Source organism: Christiangramia sediminis, assembly GCF_020552705.1.
Classification (GTDB): Bacteria; Bacteroidota; Bacteroidia; order Flavobacteriales; family Flavobacteriaceae; genus Christiangramia; species Christiangramia sediminis.
The window spans coordinates 717659-736118 of sequence record NZ_JAJBZG010000001.1 but is presented as its reverse complement, the minus strand read 5'-3'; the positions used below and the strand labels follow the sequence as shown (position 1 = coordinate 736118).

Sequence of the window (18460 nt, the reverse complement as noted above, 5' to 3'; positions counted from 1 at the left end):
TAAAAATTTAGATGGATGGGCTCTCTGTAAAATGTTTGTCTTAATTACAATTCCAGAGGGTTCATTCTTAATAAAGAATTAATAAAACAGCGATGAAAGAAATAAAAGCATTTATAAAACCAAAACGGGTTCAAAAAGTGATAGAATCCCTTAGTGAAAGTGGATTCAAAAGTATGACGCTGTCTCAGGGGGAAGGCACCGGGGCATTTAAAGCAAAAGGTGCGTCGCCTTCTTTGGATTTTCGTGTAACCGACAGTCCGGTGGTAAAGTTGGAACTGGTATGTCAAAATGAAGAAGCACAATCAGCAATCGATATTATCCTTGAAAATGCAAAAACAACTGAACCCGGGGATGGGATCATTTATCTATCAGATATTGAAAATGCTTTTCAAATAAAGACAGGAAAATCGCTTAAAATATCTGATTTAAATAAGGATGAAAATGAATGAAATCGAGAAAATATTAGAGGCACACGAAGTTCGACCAACAGCCATGCGTATTCTGATCTATAAATTTATGGCTAAAAAAGACAGGGCTGTAACGCTTACTGAAATTGAAAATGCCTTTGGAAAAGCAGACCGGGCTACACTATCCAGAACAGTAAGAACATTCGAGACCAAGAATATTGTTCATCAAATAGATGATGGCACAGGGATACCAAAATATGCGCTCTGTGAAAATAATTGTAACTGTGAGGTAGAACAGGATTTACACATCCACTTTCATTGCAATAATTGTGATGAAACTGTTTGTTTGACCGATCATAAAATTCCGCATATTAATTTACCAGAGGGATATATGGCAGAAAATGTGAACCTGGTAGTAAAGGGAATATGTGAGAAATGTAGTGGCGTTTAATTTTATGAGATGACCAAAGCCGAAAAAACACTTAGAAACAACGGGATTAGACCTACCAAAATGAGATTATTTATTTATAGATATCTCAAAAGAAAGTTTTATGCTGTAACATTAAGGGAAATAGAAACGGCTTTCGTTAAAAAAAGTGAACATACACGAGATAGAACAACAATTTATCGGAGTATAAAATTATTTCTAAAGAAAGGGATTATACATCAAATTGATGACGGTACGGCTATCGCAAAATATGCATATTCTGATAAGAATTCGCTGGATCTACACTTACACCTTCACTTTATGAATTGCAGCAAAACCTTCTGTTTGCCCAATAAAGTTCCACAGGAAAATTTACCTGACAAATACGAAATAACCGAAGTAAATTTAGTTTTGAAGGGGGCATGTGCAAATTGCCTCAAAGCAAAGAAGCTGAAATATAACATAGACCAATCTGCTCATAAAAAGTTAAAACAATGATACGAATCAAAAATGTCGAAAAAAGCAATTTGATATACGCTTCAATAAGCGGTAAGATTACTAAAGAGGATGTAGAGAAAATCCATCCTTTGATACATAATATTGTCAAAAATGGAAATAAGGTGGATTTCTTTTTTGAACTAGTTAACTTTAAGGGCTACGATCTCAAAGGCTTATGGGAAGATTTAAAAGTTGATACCGCCCATATTTCAGATTATGGAAAAATGGCCTTTGTGGGTGAAAAAGAATGGCAGCAATGGGCTGCTAAAGCCACTGATTTTTTTACAAGCTCGGAAGTTAAATATTTCGACCTTAATGAAAAGGAAGAAGCTAAAAGATGGATATTAAACCAATAGGGATATGAAAAAGCTACAACTAAAAATTCCGGTATTGCTACCTCAGGTGCCAAATGAAAAAGATACTTGTGTGCAAAGGCTCATTGCTGGATTAGAGGCCAAAGAGGGTCTTGAAAAAGTACATATAGTAGATGATCAGGAAGATACGGTGCCACAACTGTGCTTTCATTATGATCCGGACATTATCTCTATTGACCGAATTCAATCTTTGGCGGAAAATGCCGGGGCAGAAATTACAGAAAAATATGGTCATCTTCTTTTAGAGGTTGAGGGGATTAGACATACCCGCCATGCAAGAACTATAGAAAAGAGTCTGCTGAATATCGAAGGCGTTTTGGAAGCTTCCGCCAATGCCGGAGGAATGATCCGTTTAGAATATGATAAGCGTGAGACTAGTTTTGAAGCGATAAATGCAAGGCTTGAAAAGGAAAACCTACAAGTTAAAAAAAGCTCCTCTGGCCATAAGAATGGTTTTAAATCCTCGGAAAAAACCTCTGATGAATTATATGAAAAAAATAAGATGAGTCAGAAACACCAACATGAAGATGAAGATGAACTGAATCATAAAGAGGGTGATAGTCACGGAGCCGGGGAAGAACATTCACACTCCCACGGAGGTATTTTTGGAAAAAATACAGAACTTATATTTGCCATTATTTGTGGTGTTTTACTAGGGATAGGTTTTGGATTATCCTTTGTAGATTCAGTTCCCCAATGGGTTAGCCTTGCACTTTATATTGGAGCCTATTCCTTTGGTGGCTTTTATACCGCGAAAGAAGCTGTGGAAACAGTGGCCAAAGGTGGTTTTGAAATTGATTTTCTAATGTTGGTCGCTGCTATTGGAGCAGCTATATTAGGGGAATGGGCTGAAGGTGCTTTGTTATTATTTCTCTTTAGCCTGGGACATGCCCTGGAGCATTATGCGATGAACAAAGCACGAAAATCTATAGCCGCATTGGCAGAATTGGCACCTAAAACAGCTTTGGTTAAAAAAAATGGTAAAACGGAAGAAGTTGGTATCGAAAAACTCAATATTGGGGATATCATTGTGGTGAAACCTAATAGTAAAATATCCGCAGATGGCGTAGTTGTAGATGGGCAGAGTAGTGTAAACCAGGCTCCAATAACCGGGGAGAGTGTACCGGTAGATAAAATTCCCGTAGAAGATGTTGAGAAGGATTACTCAGAGGTAGATGATATCAAAGATGAAAACCGCGTTTTTGCCGGAACTATCAATGGGAACAATACTTTGGAAATTAAAGTGATCAAAGCAGCCAAGGATTCTACATTGTCAAGGCTGGTCAAATTGGTTAATGAAGCCCAGACCCAAAAATCACCTACCCAGTTGCTGACCGATAAATTCGAAAAATATTTTGTGCCGTCCGTTCTTATTTTGGTCGGAGCTCTTTTATTCGCATTTTTAGTAATTGACGAGCCATTTAGCGCCAGCTTTTACAGAGCAATGGCTGTATTGGTAGCTGCAAGTCCCTGTGCTTTGGCGATCTCGACCCCAAGTGCTGTATTGAGTGGTGTGGCCCGGGCGGCTCGAGGTGGGGTATTAATTAAAGGAGGCCGACCACTAGAGGATCTGGGAGAATTGACCGCCCTCGCCTTTGATAAGACCGGGACTCTAACGGAAGGAAAGCCAAAACTTACGCAAGTAGTACCACTTGGGGGTATTTCAGAAAATGAACTTCTCAAAATAGCAGTAGCCGTGGAAAGTTTGAGTGATCATCCCCTGGCAAAAGCTGTAGTTCGCGATGGAAAGGAGCGGATGGAAGGCGAGGAAATCCCGGATGCCTCCAATCTGGAAGCCGTGTTAGGAAAAGGTATTAAAGCAACATTGGGAAATGATAAGATCTATGTTGGTAATTTGGATCTATACGAAGAACTAAATGATACTATTCCATCAGAAGAAATAACTACTAAAGTACGAGATCTTGAAGGTGGTGGAAACACAACGATGCTTCTTCGTAAGAATGAAGAATATATAGGCATCCTTGCTTTAATGGATACCCCCCGGGAGGCAGCCAAAAGGACCCTTTCTGAATTGAAGAAAATAGGAATTAAACGAATGATCATGCTTACCGGTGATAACCAGAAGGTAGCAGACGCAGTAGCAGAAGAGATAGGATTGACCGATGCCTGGGGTAGTTTACTGCCGGAAGAAAAGGTGGAAGCCATAAAAAAACTAAAAGAAAAAGAATCTAAGGTAGCAATGGTAGGTGATGGTGTGAACGATGCCCCTGCCATGGCAAATAGCACCGTAGGAATAGCTATGGGAGCTGCTGGTAGCGATGTTGCCCTGGAAACCGCAGATATTGCCCTAATGGCCGATAAATTGGAAACCCTGCCCTTTGCCATTGGACTGAGTAGAAAGGCAAAAGCTATAATCAAGCAGAACCTTTGGGTAAGTCTGGGAATTGTAGCTCTGCTTATCCCTGCTACCATTTTTGGTTTCGCTAACATTGGAGTGGCGGTAGTTATACATGAAGGTTCCACACTTCTGGTAGTTTTCAACGCTTTAAGACTTTTAGCCTATAAAAAATGAACAAAAGCACTTTTATAGTCAGTCAAATGGACTGCCCTTCTGAGGAGCAGATGATTAGGATGAAACTGGAATCTTATGAACAGATAAAATATCTAGACTTTGATATTCCCAATCGAAAACTTGAAGTGTATCATCGAGAAGGGATTGAGGTTATTCATTCCTCGATTTCAGAATTAAAATTAGGCGATAAATTTATAGGATCAGAAGAGGCGGAAGTTCCAGTTATGGAAAACGAAACCAAACAAAAAAATATTCTTTGGTGGGTGTTGGGTATTAATTTTGGGTTTTTTCTCGTTGAAATGATTACGGGTTGGATATCTTCTTCGATGGGCCTTATTGCAGATTCTCTTGATATGCTGGCAGATTCGATAGTATATGCGCTGAGTTTATTTGCAGTAGGTGGTGCAGTTTCAAGAAAAAAGGAGGTCGCAAAATTTAGTGGGTACTTTCAAATGTTACTGGCGACTCTTGGATTTATAGAAGTCTTGCGCAGGTTTTTTATGAGTAGTGAAACTCCTTTATTCCAGTGGATGATTATTATTTCTTCTTTGGCACTTGCCGGAAACTTAATCTCATTATGGCTAATCAACAAGGCTAAAAGTAACGAAGTCCACATGCAAGCCAGTGCCATTTTTACTTCAAATGATATTATCGTGAACGGCGGAGTAATTTTGGCGGGTGTTTTGGTTTATTTTTTAGGAAGTAAATGGCCAGATTTGATCATTGGCGCTATTGTCTTCACATTTGTGATGCGTGGGGCGATTAAAATATTGAAATTATCAAGGTAAATCCGGAAAAAAAATCATCTATCAAAATGCCTATTACTTAATGAAAAAAATGAAAAAAGAGGGAACTATACAGACGAATTAAATATGGAATCATCAAGAAAAAAGAATCTTAAACAAGCAAGAACACTTCAAATATGGAATGTCATTTACGACACGATAGAAGTGGTCGTTTCACTTATTGCTGGAATAACTGCAAATAGTTCTGCACTCATAGGATGGGCACTGGATAGCACCATAGAAGTAATAAGCGCAGCAACTTTAGGCTGGCGGTTGCACGGCGAGCTTAACGACATAGAAGAGGAAAAGGTTAAGCGTCGTAAGAAAATTACATTATATGTTATTGCAGCATCTTTTACACTGGTTTGCCTTTTTATTTCCTATGATTCAATCACAAAGCTAGTTAATCAAGAAACGGCACGTTGGAGTACATTGGGTTTAATCATCTTGCTTGTTTCATTGGTAGTTAATCCTATTTTAATCTATTACAAAAGAAAATACGGAAATAAATTGGACAGTCCGGCTATGCTGGCCGATGCCAAAGACACTTTTATCTGTTTGTACCAAACTGTGGTAGTACTTGCAGGATTACTGCTGGTCAATTGGCTAGGCTGGTGGTGGGCAGACCCGGTTGCAGCACTGCTTATTGTTCCCTATGCAGCCAAAGAAGGTTGGGAAGCTTTCAATAAAGCCAGAAACATTGAATATAATACGAATTAAAAATGGTGCAAACAGAAAGAAAAAATCTGTAAAATATTTAATCTATAAAATTCCTCTACGGCTTGCCTCGTGCCTGCTTGTTGCAGACAGAGATAGATGGTTCCAGGAATCTTCTTATTAGTTACAATGGCAAAATTAAGAAATCAATGTGCACACTTCGTCTTACGTATCATAAAGTTGAAACCATGGTAGATTTAGGAATTTGCACGGAAATAAAAACAATAATTTGGATAAGCCGATTTCTCCGCTGGCAATTTTTTTTGTGTGATGCAGAGTAAATATATTAACTATGGTCTTTTTTGTTCTAAAACTATTTTAAAAAATGAAGGAGGATATATTTAAGGATTACCAGGAGAGGCTCAATTCGCTAGATGAAAATATTAGAGCGGTAGCATTGAAACATGCAAGGGATTTCCATTTGAATAAAAATTGTTCAAAAGAAGAAGCTATTGAGCGTGGAATAACTAAGGCTGAAATAGCCAATAGAAAATTATGACTTCTTTAGAATTAAATGAAATTATGGAATGGACTTTCGTAGAATTTAAAACAAGTTTTGATAAGTGACACAAACATCCAAACAAGAGGATCACTCACATAATTATGTGGTACTTACGAAAAAGATCCCCCAACTTCAGCCAATTATTTTAACCGCTGAAGCGCTGGTGGAAGAAGATGGGAAGAGTTTCGGGGATTTCCAAGCGATTATCTGTGGAAAAACCCTGGAAGATCTTAATGATAAAGAAGTGATGAAGCGTTTTATTGAGAAAGCTGAAAAAGCACACGTGAAAATAGTGGTTTGCGGCTTTTCTTTGAAAAAGTTCAAAGTTAATAAGGAATGTATTCCCGAAGAACTTGAAGTTGTGGACAATGGTATTTTACATGATTTCCAACTTCAGAAGAAAGGTTATTTGAGTATAGAACTCTAAATAGTCAGTAAGTTAATTAGTTGAAGTATAAACCATAGGAGCTAAGGTTCTTATGGTTTATACTATTTTTCCTCAAATCTCTGTGATAAATTATTACTTTTGTAATCAGTGCAAATACAAAATCAAATAAAAGCATTATTCCTTCTAGGTATATTTATGCTGATGTCTTTTCATCAGGTCATACCGCATGCACACCATGAACATCAGGAGGAGAATAACGAGGTTGCACATCATCATTCCGGTGAAGCTCATCACCACAAAAAGAAGCAGGAAGATAAGCAGGGCGGATTCTTATCTTATTTGCTGGCTATTCATTCTCATACGAGTGCTTCCAATGAAATTCCGGTAATTAAGGAATATACCGAGGACGTCAGGGCACAAAAGACAGAAGCCAAAAAGAAAACTTCAAACAAAAACTATTTAGGGAATTGGATTTTAGCTGATCAGGATTCAGAAAATTTTGAAAATTATCAGCCTCCAAATGAATATTTCAATCCTTATTTATCCTTACTCTCACTTCGGGGACCTCCCGACTTAGTTTGATCAACTAGTCAGGCCACTATTTAAAATAGCTGGCTGACCTTATCGTATAGATTAAACTAAAATCAAAATTTATGTACAGAAATATAGTTTCCGCTGTATGCGGAATACTAATATCTATGGGCTCATTTGCCCAGGATACCGGTATGAATGGTATTTTGCAGCAGATAAGCCAGAATAACAGGCAACTTAAGGCATATCAGTCTTATATGGCTAGTCAGAATCTTGCTAATAAGTCAGAGAATAACTTGCAGGATCCCGAGGTTTCAGCATTTTACCTTCCATTCGGCGAGCATCAAACTGGTGATTATACAGAATATCAGGTTTCTCAGCAATTTGAGTTTCCTACAGTTTATGGAGCGCGAAGTAAGCGTATTGAAAAGCAAAAGGAATTGCAGGAACTAGAGTATGAAACGCTACGTGAAGAAGTATTACTGAATGCCAAGGAACAGCTTCTAGAACTGCAGACCCTGCAGAAACGAAAAAAGCTGGAGGAAAAAAGAGTGGAGCAGGCCAAACAGGTGTATGATCAAATTCAGCGTTTATTCGATGCAGAACAGATTGGTATCCTGGAATTGAATAAAGCCAAAGTAGCCTGGTTACAGGAGCAGTTTGAACTGGATCAGGTCAACATCAGGATTAGGAACACATTGCTGGAACTTCAGAAATTGAACGGTGGAAATACAATTGAGGCTGAAGAGGTCCAATTTTTCGAAGATCCTGAATTGGCCGAAATGCAGACGCTTTGGGAAGAAAAACTTTCCGAAGATGCCGAAATTCAGCAGTTAAAAGCTCGAGAGAATCTTGCTCAGCAGCAGGTAAAACTGGAAAAGAATAAGATTCTTCCAGATCTAAGCATTGGGTATAATTACCAGGGAGTGAATTCTAGCAATTATTCCGGTTTCTTAGGCGGACTATCAATTCCGCTTTGGAACAGCAAGAATAAGGTAAAAGCGGCAGAGGCAAATTTGGAATACAACCAGGCGAACACTGGCGCTGAAACTGCTGAACTATACACCCGTTTTCAGGAAGACTATCAGCAATATCAATTATTAAAGAGAAAATACGATCAATATCTGGAAACTTTTCAGGATCTGAATTCTGAAGAACTTTTATTTAAAGCCTACGAGCTGGGGGAATTTTCATTTCTGGATTATTACCGGGAAGTGGAGTTCTACCGGCAGGCTTTTAACAATATGCTTGAGATGGAAAAAGAACTCCTTCAGCTTAAAGCAACACTTTTAAAACATCAATTATAATTAAAATTAAATAATATGAATTTCAAGAATTTATTTTTCGCGGCAATATTAGTATTAGGGTTTTCAGCTTGTAGAGATACTGCAAAAGAAGATCATGGACATGAACATGAGGAAGGAGCTGAAGCTCACGCCCATGAGGAAGAAGAGCATGGTCATCCACATAATGAAGACGGTAGTCATATGGACGAAAATCATATGGAACAGGAAGAATTCAAGGTTGGTGAAGACTCACTTGATATGCATGAAGAGTCTGATCATCATTCGCATGATGACGGGACGGAGCATAAGGATCATTAAAAAACAATATTAGACATGAAATATATTTATATAGTATGTATCTCGCTTTTCCTTTTTTCCTGCGGAAATAATGAGGAGGAAGGCCATGCGCACGATGCAGAAGGAAATCACGTAGGCTCAGAAGTTCCTGCGATCAGCAAAACTATCTGGACAGACCAGACGGAGCTTTTCGTAGAGTTTCCGGCTTTAGTGGAAGGCAAAACCAGCAAATTTGCCGCTCATTTTACTGTTCTGGATAAGCACCAGCCGGTTCGAAATGGTTCGGTTACGGTAAGTCTCATTCAGGGAGATAGCGGAATTCGGCATAAGGTAGACTCGCCTTCTTCACCTGGGATTTTTTCTCCGGCCTTACAGCCAAAACAACCGGGAACTTATGACCTCATTTTTGATCTGAAAACTACTGAATATTCAGACCGGATCGTGATAGAAGACGTTCAGGTATATGCCTCCGCTGAGGAAGCTTCAGAAAATGTAGCGGAAGCAGAAGACGCAGGTATTAGTTTTTTAAAGGAACAGGCCTGGAAGATCGATTTTCAGACAGCACCTGTGATTAAAGGAGAAGTTTATGATATCGTTCATACTTCCGGAGTCTGGCAAGCCGCGCCGGGAACTTATAAGACCCTTGTTGCAGGAGCCAATGGAATGGTAAATTTCGTTTTAGAAAATTTGACCGAAGGAATGGAAGTTAAAAGAGGTCAGCTATTGATGAATTTGAGTAGCGAAGGACTTTCTTCCAATAATATCCAGGCAGAGATAGCCCAGGCCAAAGCAAGGTTCAATCAGGCGAAAGCTGAATATGATCGGAAAAAGGAACTTTATGAGGATAAGATTGTGCCCAAAGCGGAATTTGAAAGGGTGGAAAGCGATTTTCGGGTAGCTGAATCAAATTACCGCGCACTTGCCTCCAATTACGGAGCTGGAGGAAAGCAAATCCGTGCACCTTTTGCCGGATTCATTAAATCCATCAGCACCTCGAACGGGGCTTATGTGGAACAAGGAGCTAATCTCGTCTCTATTGGAACTGACAGATCACGCCTGTTGAAAACACAGTTAAATGCATCCCACAATCCAAGTAAGGAAGCTATTTCGGGTGTCTGGTACAGAAATGATAAAGGGAACTGGAGTGAAGTGGAAGATAGATCTATAGTTTCCGTAGGTAAGGAAGTGGAGGATCGCAAACCAATGATCCCGGTGTATATCAAAGTGAACGATGTAGTTGAAATGCCCAAAGGCAGTTTTACTGAAGTTCAAATTGCACTTGGAGAAGCTGAAACCGGAATTGTAGTACCTGAAGCTGCACTGCTGGAAGATTACGGGAATTATTCTGTGATCGTACAAACCGGTGGTGAAAGTTTCGAGAGGAGACCTGTAAAGATCGGGAAACGAAACGGAAAGAATGCGCAGGTCCTTAGCGGACTTGATGCCGGAGACGTTGTCGTGACCACCGGAAATTATCAGGTTAAGATGGCTTCAATGTCCGGACAAACACCCGCACACGGTCATGATCATTAATAAAGAAATAGAAATTAGATGTTAAATAAAATATTATCGATTTCGCTTCAAAACCGGCTTCTGGTTCTTCTGGCGGCTGTGGTACTGAGCGTCACCGGGTTTTACCTCGCACGTAATATGAACGTGGATGTATTCCCAGACCTTACCGCGCCTACCGTGACCATACTAACGGAAGCACACGGAATGGAAAGTGAAGAGGTAGAGAAACTAGTGACCTATCAGCTCGAAACCGCGATGAACGGTTCGCCGAATGTAAGAAGGATTCGTTCTTCCTCAGCCGCAGGGATTTCCATCGTTTGGGTTGAATTCGACTGGGGCACCGATATTTACAAGGCAAGACAGATTGTAAGTGAACGTATTCCAATGGTTCGTGAAAACTTACCAACAGGAATAGGAGCTCCTACCATGGCACCCATCTCCTCGATTATGGGAGAAGTCATGCTATTGGGGGTTACTTCAGACAGTCTTAGCCCAATGGAATTAAGAACCCTTTCTGATTGGCAGATCCGTCCACGGATTAAAGCCATCGGAGGGATTGCAAACGTGGTGGTGATTGGAGGAGACTATAAACAATACCAGGTTTTTGCCGATCCCGGAAAAATGAAATATTACGATGTAAGTCTCGACGAATTAACCGAGAAGGTTAAAGAGGCGAATACGAATGCTCCCGGTGGTTTTCTTAATCAATACGGAAATCAATACATCATCAAAGGAAGTGGTAGGGCTTATGCGATAGATGATCTGGAAGAAGCTGTGGTAAAACAGGTGAACGGCCAGAGTATCAAGATCAAGGATGTGGCAGAAGTGAAAATAGGAGCTGCTGATAAGATAGGTGATGGTTCGCTGAATGCGGAACCGGCGGTTATCCTAACAATTTCCAAGCAGCCCGATGTAAATACCCTCGAGCTTACGGAAAGACTGGATGAAGCCATTGCCGAACTGGAAACCAGTCTGCCGGAAAGCGTCGAGATCAAAAGTCAGATCTTCCGACAGGCAGATTTTATTGATGCTTCCATCAGTAACCTGAATATGACCTTGCTTGAAGGAGCTTTTTTTGTGGTCATTGTGTTATTCATTTTCCTGATGAATTGGCGTACTACCCTAATTTCGCTATTAGCGATCCCAATTTCGTTACTCGTATCGATTATCGTATTAAAAATGCTGGGCTATACCATCAATACCATGAGTTTGGGAGGGATGGCAATTGCAATTGGAGCACTGGTAGATGATGCTATCATTGATGTGGAGAATGTTTATAAACGCCTGCGCGAAAATATTCGAAAACCAAAAGCTGAAAGGCAGTCGGTGATCACCGTGGTAAGGGATGCATCGGTTGAAATTAGAAGTTCCATCATCATAGCAACCCTTATAATTATCGTCTCTTTTGTGCCGCTGTTTTTCCTTGGTGGAATGGAAGGTCGATTGCTCAAACCACTGGGAATTGCTTTTATTACTTCTGTATTGACGTCGCTGATTGTAGCGGTAACGGTTACTCCGGTGCTGTGTAGTTATCTTCTGAAAAAGGAGAAAATGCTGAAAAAGCAGTCCGAAGGAACAAAAGTGGAAAGATGGTTACAGAAGGCTTACGCCGATATTCTAAATCGAGCCTTACAGATCCCAAAGACAGTGATCGCGGTAACAGTGGTTGCTTTTTTACTGAGTATTGCGTTATTTACGCAATTAGGAAGAAGTTTCCTTCCTGAATTTAATGAGGGATCACTCGTGATAAGTGTTGTGGGACCTCCATCTATGTCTTTGGAAGAAAGTAATAAGACTGGAAACCAGGTAGAGCAAATATTGCTTGAAATGCCTGAAGTGGATGTGGTTACCAGAAGGACCGGTAGGGCTGAACTGGACGAGCATGCCCAGGGAGTAAATGCCGCCGAGATCGATGTACCATTCACCCTGGAAGATAAATCGAAGGAAGAATTTTTTGAAGATGTAAGGGAGAAATTAAGTATCGTTCCGGGTGTTAATATTACGCTGGGGCAGCCAATTGCCCACCGTATCGATCATATGCTTTCAGGTACGAGAGCCAATATCGCGATTAAGATCTTTGGACCCGATTTACAACAGCTATATGAAATTGGTAAAAGTGTAGAGGAGAATATTACTCCTATCGAGGGGCTTGCCGATGTAGCTGTTGATCAGCAGATCGAAGTGCCTCAGATTAAGATTACGCCAAAACGCCAGATTCTTTCAGCTTATGGAATGACCGTAGGACAGTTAATGGAGCAGATAGATATCGCCTTTGCCGGTCATGAGGTAGGTGAAATTTATGAAGGTCAGAAGTATTTTGACCTGGTGGTGCGTTATAAGGAGGATGTTAGAAACAGCATTGAGAAAATCAAAACCGCTTTGATTGGATTGCCAAATGGTTCACAGGTACCACTGGAACAGCTCGCGAGCGTTTCGTCGGTAAGCAGCCCTAATACCATCAGTCGGGAAGATGTGCAAAGGAAGATCGTGGTTGCTGCCAACGTGCAGGGTCGGGATTTGAGAAGTGCAGTGGAGGAAATTCGCGAAACCGTTAGTTCTTCAGTGACTATTCCCGAAGGTTACAGGGTACAATATGGCGGACAATTTGAAAGTGAATCCAGAGCTTCACAAATGCTGTTAATCACTGCTATTATTGCAATTTTTGTGATCTTTCTTTTACTGTATTTTGAATTTAATAATGTGAAACTGGCTTTTGTCGTGCTTATCAATTTGCCCCTCGCCCTTATCGGAGGAATTCTGATCGTTTATTTCACATCAGGAATTGTAAGTATTGCTTCAACCATTGGTTTTATCAGTTTATTTGGGATCGCGACACGAAACGGAATTTTACTGGTATCGAGATATGAAGATCTTCGGAAGGAAGGCCTTAGGGGATATGAACTCATCAAATCTGGTGCACTTGACAGGTTAAATCCAATTCTGATGACGGCTTTTACCACAGGGTTGGCACTTATTCCACTTGCGTTAAAAGGAGGTGAGCCAGGAAGTGAGATTCAGAGTCCAATGGCGGTGGTGATACTTGGAGGGTTGCTTTCTGCAACCGTTCTGAACCTCGTCGTAATACCTTGCGTTTACAACTTGGCTATAAATAAAAAGTGAAACTTATATGTATGAAAATTAAACTACCGTCTTTTAGATGGTAGTTTAATTACATGAATTAAATCCAATCAAAAAAATATATTGTAATTCTGATCCGAAAAATTCAATGAAATGAAACTATCCTATAATATAGGTTGTTTGGAAAAATAAAAAGATGGAGGTCGAGTGAAGTACCCCCATTTGTTAGGACAGCTTAGCTGATATTCCATTTAGTTAGTAGCTTTTTATATCAAATGAAACCAGATATAAAAACTTTTTAATAATCCGGTATTAGGACAAAATATAAAAGGATCTCGAGAAATCGAGAGCCTTTTATTTACTTACAGAGAGACTTATATTTGAACTCGTGACCTCCGGTTTCGGAAGTATTATGATCAACTTATAAATGTTATTTAAAGTTCTTAAATACAGCAAGATAAAACATTAATCAAATTACTTATTTCCATATAGTTCATTTGAATGCATGAATTGTTATAACTATGTTGTCTCTGATAATTTAGGGGCTTTAAAAAATAGTTTTCAAATTAAAAAAATTGTCACCGGTAAGTGCAGCATTGAGAAAACGGATTATTAGCATTCGAATTTGAAGACCTTCCTATATAGCAAAATTGCTTTTTTGAAATTTGTAGTATCAACGTGTCCATTTTTTATATAAATTTATAAAATTCAATTTCTTACAAAGCTTTTTAAACCGCTACGTAAAATTTTCTTTTATGTCCCTGATAAAATCTATAATCACCCAAATCATAGATTTGTAGAGTTTCGACGAATACGCCGTTATTTATAAATAGACTGCTATTTCGCTTTCTTTCATTTTTATTCTAGATTAATTTAGTGCTATGATTATTAATTGGGTATCATGTTTGGAACAGTTAATTTTCCGGTTTACCATCAGCTTGATCAAATGGATTGCGGGCCGACCTGCCTAAAAATTATTACGGAATATTATGGCAAAAATTTCAATTTAAATTTTTTACGTGAAATTTCATCCCAACAAAAAGGAGGTGTGTCCTTCGAGGGTCTCTCCAGGGCATTAGAAAAAATTGGTTTAGATTCAGTGGGTATCAAAGCAAACTTTCAGGAACTGATCGATGACATCCCACTTCCAGCTATAGCCCATTGGGAGCATAATCATTTTCTGGTGGTATATAAAACAGATAATAAGAATGTCTTTGTTTCCGATCCAGCCATAGGGAGAATAAAATATTCTCATAATGAATTTCAGGTTCGATGGTCTGGTGCAATCGAAAATGAGGGTGTTTTACTGCTTGTCCAACCTAAGGAGAATTTTCTGAATAACGAAAATGAAGAAACTAAACCGGAAGGAATAGGATTCTTATTCGAATATCTTAGTCCATATAAAAAATTTATAGGACAGATTACTTTGGGATTATTTACTGCGATGTTAATTCAGTTGATTCTTCCTTTTCTAACCCAAAGTATTGTGGATTACGGAATCAATTATGAAAATCTTGATTTTATATACCTGATCGTTATAGCACAACTATTTTTATTTCTAACCCGTTCCGTTACTGAGGTCATTCGGGATTGGCTCTTATTACACATAAGCACAAAAGTAACCATAGCGATGGTATCAGATTTTTTGGATAAACTCCTGAAGCTTCCAATTACTTTTTTTGATTCAAAAACCACTGGCGATTTTATGCAGAGGATTTACGATCATCAGAGAGTGGAGGAATTCCTGAGCGGTCAATCCCTAACTATATTTTTTGACTTGCTTAGTATAATAGTTTTTGCTTTTGTTTTAGGAATTTTTAATAGTACGATTCTTCTGATTTTCCTGACTGGAACAGCTTTGTTTTTGGGTTGGTCCCTTTTATTTATGAAAAGAAAGGAAATTCTGGATCACCAGCAATTTGATTTAAATAGAAAAGAGCAATCCCATTTTCTTCAAATTATTATGGCGGTGAAGGAAATCAAACTTAACAATTCAGAAGAAAGAAGAAAATCGGAGTGGAAGATGAATCAGTCTAGGCTCTTTGGACTGCAATCAACCATCTTAAAAGTTGATCATAGTCAAATTAAGGGTGGGAAATTTATTAATGAAGTTACAGGCATCTTGATTGTTTTTTGGTCCGCAAAAGCAGTCATATCAGGTGAAATATCATTGGGGACCATGTTGGCCATTCAATTCATCGTAGGCAGCCTCTATATTCCAGTTTCTAATACCATAGATTTTTTAGTGGGCTACCAGAAAGCAAAACTTTCTTTAAAGAGATTGGCTGAAATTCATAATCAAAAATCTGAAGTTTATCAGGATGATAGCAATGTGGTCGAATTGGGAGGCGATATAAAACTCGAAAATATATCATTCAATTATGGGGAACAGGGATCAAACGCTGTTCTTAAGAATGTTTCTACAGTGTTTGCATACGGGAAAGTTACTGCCATTGTCGGACCTAGTGGGTCTGGTAAGACAAGTTTACTGAAAATATTATTGAAATTATATAAGCCTAGTGACGGCAGGATAAGTATTGGAAATGAAAATTTCGAGCATATTGAAGTTGACAATTGGAGAAGGATGTGTGGGGTAGTTTTACAGGATGGAATTTTGTTCAATGATACGATAGAACGAAATATCACAGAATCAAAATCTGATGAACCTTTAAACCAAAATCGGTTAATAGAATCGGTTGAAAAGACCAATTTGACCAGCTTAATTAATTCACTCCCACTTGGATATCAGACCAGGATTGGTGAACAGGGACAGCTTTTAAGCGGAGGTGAGAAACAAAGGCTTCTAATTGCAAGGGCGATATACAAAAATCCTAAATATTTATTTTTCGATGAGGCTACAAGTTCTTTAGATGCTGAAAATGAAAAAGTGATTACGGAAAACTTAAGCCATTTTTATTTGAACAAAACAGTAATTATTGTAGCCCATAGGCTTTCCACGGTGAAAAATGCTGATCAAATATTGGTGATGGATAAAGGAAATATAGTGGAAAAGGGAAATCATCTAGAGTTGCTTTCTAGGAAAGGTGTTTACTACAAATTAATAAGAAATCAACTTTAAAATCAGCGATTATCAAAAACTTCAACAAAAATAAAGATGATAATAATCTTCAACGTGAACCGAGTTGGATGTTACGGAATGGCACTAAGTTGACATTCGGTTTCTTTGTAATATTACTAATATTTGCTTCCAATTTTCCATTTAATGAAGTTATTCAAGGAGAGGTAATTGTCACCTCGAAAAATCCTCCGGTTCATATCAAAGCAAAAACTGAAGGTAAAATCTTAGCCATGAATTTTCAGCCTGGTGATCTAGTTCTAAAAGGGGATATTTTAGGCGAACTGGAAAATGATTCAAATACCGAGAATGTATTACAGTTAAAAGCTAAATTAGATACCCTTTTCAATACCCATTCCCTTAAAGTTTTAAGTGAGATTTATCCTTCACAATTAATTTTGGGCAATGATCTACAATTATATTATAATGCTTTTTTAAGTAATTATCATCAATTGCTACTTGACGCTTCCATTAATGACGAAATTGTTTATGATCAACAAATAAAACAGGAATTATTAAATCAGTTTCATTCCATTGATAGTAAAAAAGCGGAGTTATTTCTTGCCAATAGAAATCTGGAAGTATCGAAAGCCAATTATAAGAGGTTTCAGGAATTGTACAGTAAGGGAGTAATTTCCCAGGTTGATCTGGAAAATATAGAAAAGGATTTCCTGATGGAGCAGCGTCAATTTCATTTTATAAATCAACAATATAATCAGTTAATTCTGGAGAATAAAGGCATACACACCAAATTACAGCTCACAACAAATAGTTCTTTGAGAACTAAGCTTAATCTGGAGATTGATCTTTTGCTATCTCAACAGAATTTAATCAATGCTATTCAAAAATGGGAAGATACCTACCTTTTGAAAAGCCCAATAGATGGACGATTATCTTATTTCGAAGTTTGGGGAGAATATCAGAATGTAGAAAAAGGGGAATTAATATATAGTGTTGTTCCCCAAATTCAACAGGATCTGATAGGGAAGTGTATAATACCCATTCGGAATGCAGGAAAGTTGAAGAAGGGACAAAAAGTGAATTTAAAGCTGGAAAATTATCCATATCATGAATGGGGAATGCTAAGAGCGAAGGTAGGATCTATTTCGGAAGTGCCAAAAGGAGGGAATAATCCTGGCTATGTTGTTTACTTAGTTGTTGAGGACCTGAAAACCTCTTATGGAAAAGAATTAGAATTTTATCAGGAATTAAATGGAACAGCAGAAATTTTACTAAAGGAAGTTACGCTGATAGAACGGATTTTTTATCAATTCCGACATTTATGGTCAAACGGGGATTTTTAAATGGTTAAAGATGATTTTGTATTCTGAAATAAAGTTTTTCCTGTGCCGCGTGCTGATGTTCGTGGTTTTGACTTTATGTATTTCCCAAGCATTGTTTTCCCAGGATAATTCAGAACAGACTACCTCTAATTACTCGATTAACTCAACCTTTTCAGAATTGCATGAACTTGAATCAGTCGCTATGGCAGATTCTAGAATTGACGAACTTAAAGAGATTGTAAAAGTCCACCTAAAAAAAGCAAAAAAGGAGAATGATCCCATTGAAGTAGCAAGGGCTTATTACTACAGAATTTTGAATGAAAAACCGCACGTTGCTTTAGTTTATTCAGATTCTATGATCCAGATTACTGAAAACAGCGTACATCCGAATTATCCAACTCTTGGCTATATTCTTAAGGCAAATATATTTTATGATCAGGGTAAATTCCAACTTGCATTAGATAATTTTTTAAAGGCCCATGATCTGGCTTTAGAAAAGAATAATATAGAAGATCAACGTGAAATTTCTTTGGCCATTGCTGCCATAAGGAATATTAATGGTCAGCATTACGCCGCCGCCGATTTATATAATCGATCCCTTAATCTTTTAAAACAGAAATCAAGTTCAACTGAAGGTTTTTATGATGATTATGCCACACTGTTTTATAATCTATCACTTACCTACTTGAGATTGTCTCAATTGGATACCTCAAAATATTATGTTCAGAAGGGGATTGAGTTGCGAGATTAGAGCACAAAAAAGAAG

The 18460-nt window shown here is 38.3% G+C and carries 17 protein-coding genes; all 17 read left to right on the top strand.

Annotated elements, in window-relative coordinates; all coding sequences use genetic code 11:
- The first annotated feature begins 92 nt into the window (after positions 1–92).
- The 17 genes from LGQ90_RS03515 (at position 93) to LGQ90_RS03435 (ending at position 18445) form a co-directional block, all read left to right on the top strand.
- On the top strand, positions 93–449 hold the full coding sequence (locus tag LGQ90_RS03515; protein WP_229338156.1) for a P-II family nitrogen regulator: 357 nt from the start codon (positions 93–95) through the stop codon (positions 447–449).
- Positions 442–858: a Fur family transcriptional regulator gene (locus tag LGQ90_RS03510; protein ID WP_229338154.1), complete on the top strand. Its 417-nt coding sequence runs from the start codon at positions 442–444 to the stop codon at positions 856–858. Before LGQ90_RS03515 ends, LGQ90_RS03510 begins: the two co-directional genes overlap by 8 nt.
- A 9-nt stretch (positions 859–867) precedes the next feature.
- Positions 868–1332, top strand: a complete 465-nt coding sequence (locus tag LGQ90_RS03505; protein ID WP_229338152.1) for a Fur family transcriptional regulator — start codon at positions 868–870, stop codon at positions 1330–1332.
- Entirely contained in the window at positions 1329–1688 is a 360-nt protein-coding gene (locus LGQ90_RS03500) for a SpoIIAA family protein (RefSeq protein WP_229338150.1), read from the top strand. The genes LGQ90_RS03505 and LGQ90_RS03500 overlap by 4 nt, the downstream gene beginning before the upstream one ends.
- Before the next feature lie 4 nt (positions 1689–1692).
- The gene (locus tag LGQ90_RS03495; protein WP_229338148.1) at positions 1693–4239 is read left to right on the top strand and encodes a heavy metal translocating P-type ATPase; all 2547 of its coding nucleotides are present in this window, start codon (positions 1693–1695) and stop codon (positions 4237–4239) included.
- Positions 4236–5027, top strand: a complete 792-nt coding sequence (locus LGQ90_RS03490; RefSeq protein ID WP_229338146.1) for a cation efflux transmembrane domain-containing protein — start codon at positions 4236–4238, stop codon at positions 5025–5027. Before LGQ90_RS03495 ends, LGQ90_RS03490 begins: the two co-directional genes overlap by 4 nt.
- An 84-nt stretch (positions 5028–5111) precedes the next feature.
- On the top strand, positions 5112–5744 hold the full coding sequence (locus LGQ90_RS03485) for a cation diffusion facilitator family transporter (RefSeq protein WP_229338144.1): 633 nt from the start codon (positions 5112–5114) through the stop codon (positions 5742–5744).
- A 322-nt stretch (positions 5745–6066) separates the two neighbouring features.
- Positions 6067–6240: a hypothetical protein gene (locus tag LGQ90_RS03480; RefSeq protein WP_219549002.1), complete on the top strand. Its 174-nt coding sequence runs from the start codon at positions 6067–6069 to the stop codon at positions 6238–6240.
- Positions 6241–6304: 64 nt separating this feature from the next.
- Entirely contained in the window at positions 6305–6670 is a 366-nt protein-coding gene (locus tag LGQ90_RS03475) for a DsrE family protein (RefSeq protein ID WP_093406124.1), read from the top strand.
- 162 nt (positions 6671–6832) lie between these two features.
- On the top strand, positions 6833–7213 hold the full coding sequence (locus LGQ90_RS03470; protein ID WP_229338142.1) for a hypothetical protein: 381 nt from the start codon (positions 6833–6835) through the stop codon (positions 7211–7213).
- Positions 7214–7284: 71 nt separating this feature from the next.
- Positions 7285–8469, top strand: coding sequence for a TolC family protein (locus LGQ90_RS03465; protein ID WP_229338140.1), 1185 nt, complete (start codon positions 7285–7287; stop codon positions 8467–8469).
- 15 nt (positions 8470–8484) lie between these two features.
- Complete coding sequence (locus tag LGQ90_RS03460; protein WP_229338138.1) at positions 8485–8766, top strand: hypothetical protein; 282 nt, start codon at positions 8485–8487, stop codon at positions 8764–8766.
- A gap of 15 nt (positions 8767–8781) precedes the next feature.
- The gene (locus LGQ90_RS03455) at positions 8782–10278 is read left to right on the top strand and encodes an efflux RND transporter periplasmic adaptor subunit (RefSeq protein WP_229338136.1); all 1497 of its coding nucleotides are present in this window, start codon (positions 8782–8784) and stop codon (positions 10276–10278) included.
- Between the two features lie 18 nt (positions 10279–10296).
- Positions 10297–13377, top strand: a complete 3081-nt coding sequence (locus LGQ90_RS03450) for an efflux RND transporter permease subunit (protein WP_229338134.1) — start codon at positions 10297–10299, stop codon at positions 13375–13377.
- 859 nt (positions 13378–14236) lie between these two features.
- A complete protein-coding gene (locus LGQ90_RS03445; RefSeq protein WP_229338132.1) occupies positions 14237–16414 on the top strand; it encodes a peptidase domain-containing ABC transporter in 2178 nt (725 codons plus the stop codon).
- A 230-nt stretch (positions 16415–16644) separates the two neighbouring features.
- Positions 16645–17715: an HlyD family secretion protein gene (locus LGQ90_RS03440; protein ID WP_229338130.1), complete on the top strand. Its 1071-nt coding sequence runs from the start codon at positions 16645–16647 to the stop codon at positions 17713–17715.
- Positions 17716–17896: 181 nt separating this feature from the next.
- The gene (locus LGQ90_RS03435; protein WP_229338128.1) at positions 17897–18445 is read left to right on the top strand and encodes a hypothetical protein; all 549 of its coding nucleotides are present in this window, start codon (positions 17897–17899) and stop codon (positions 18443–18445) included.
- Positions 18446–18460: the final 15 nt, after the last annotated feature.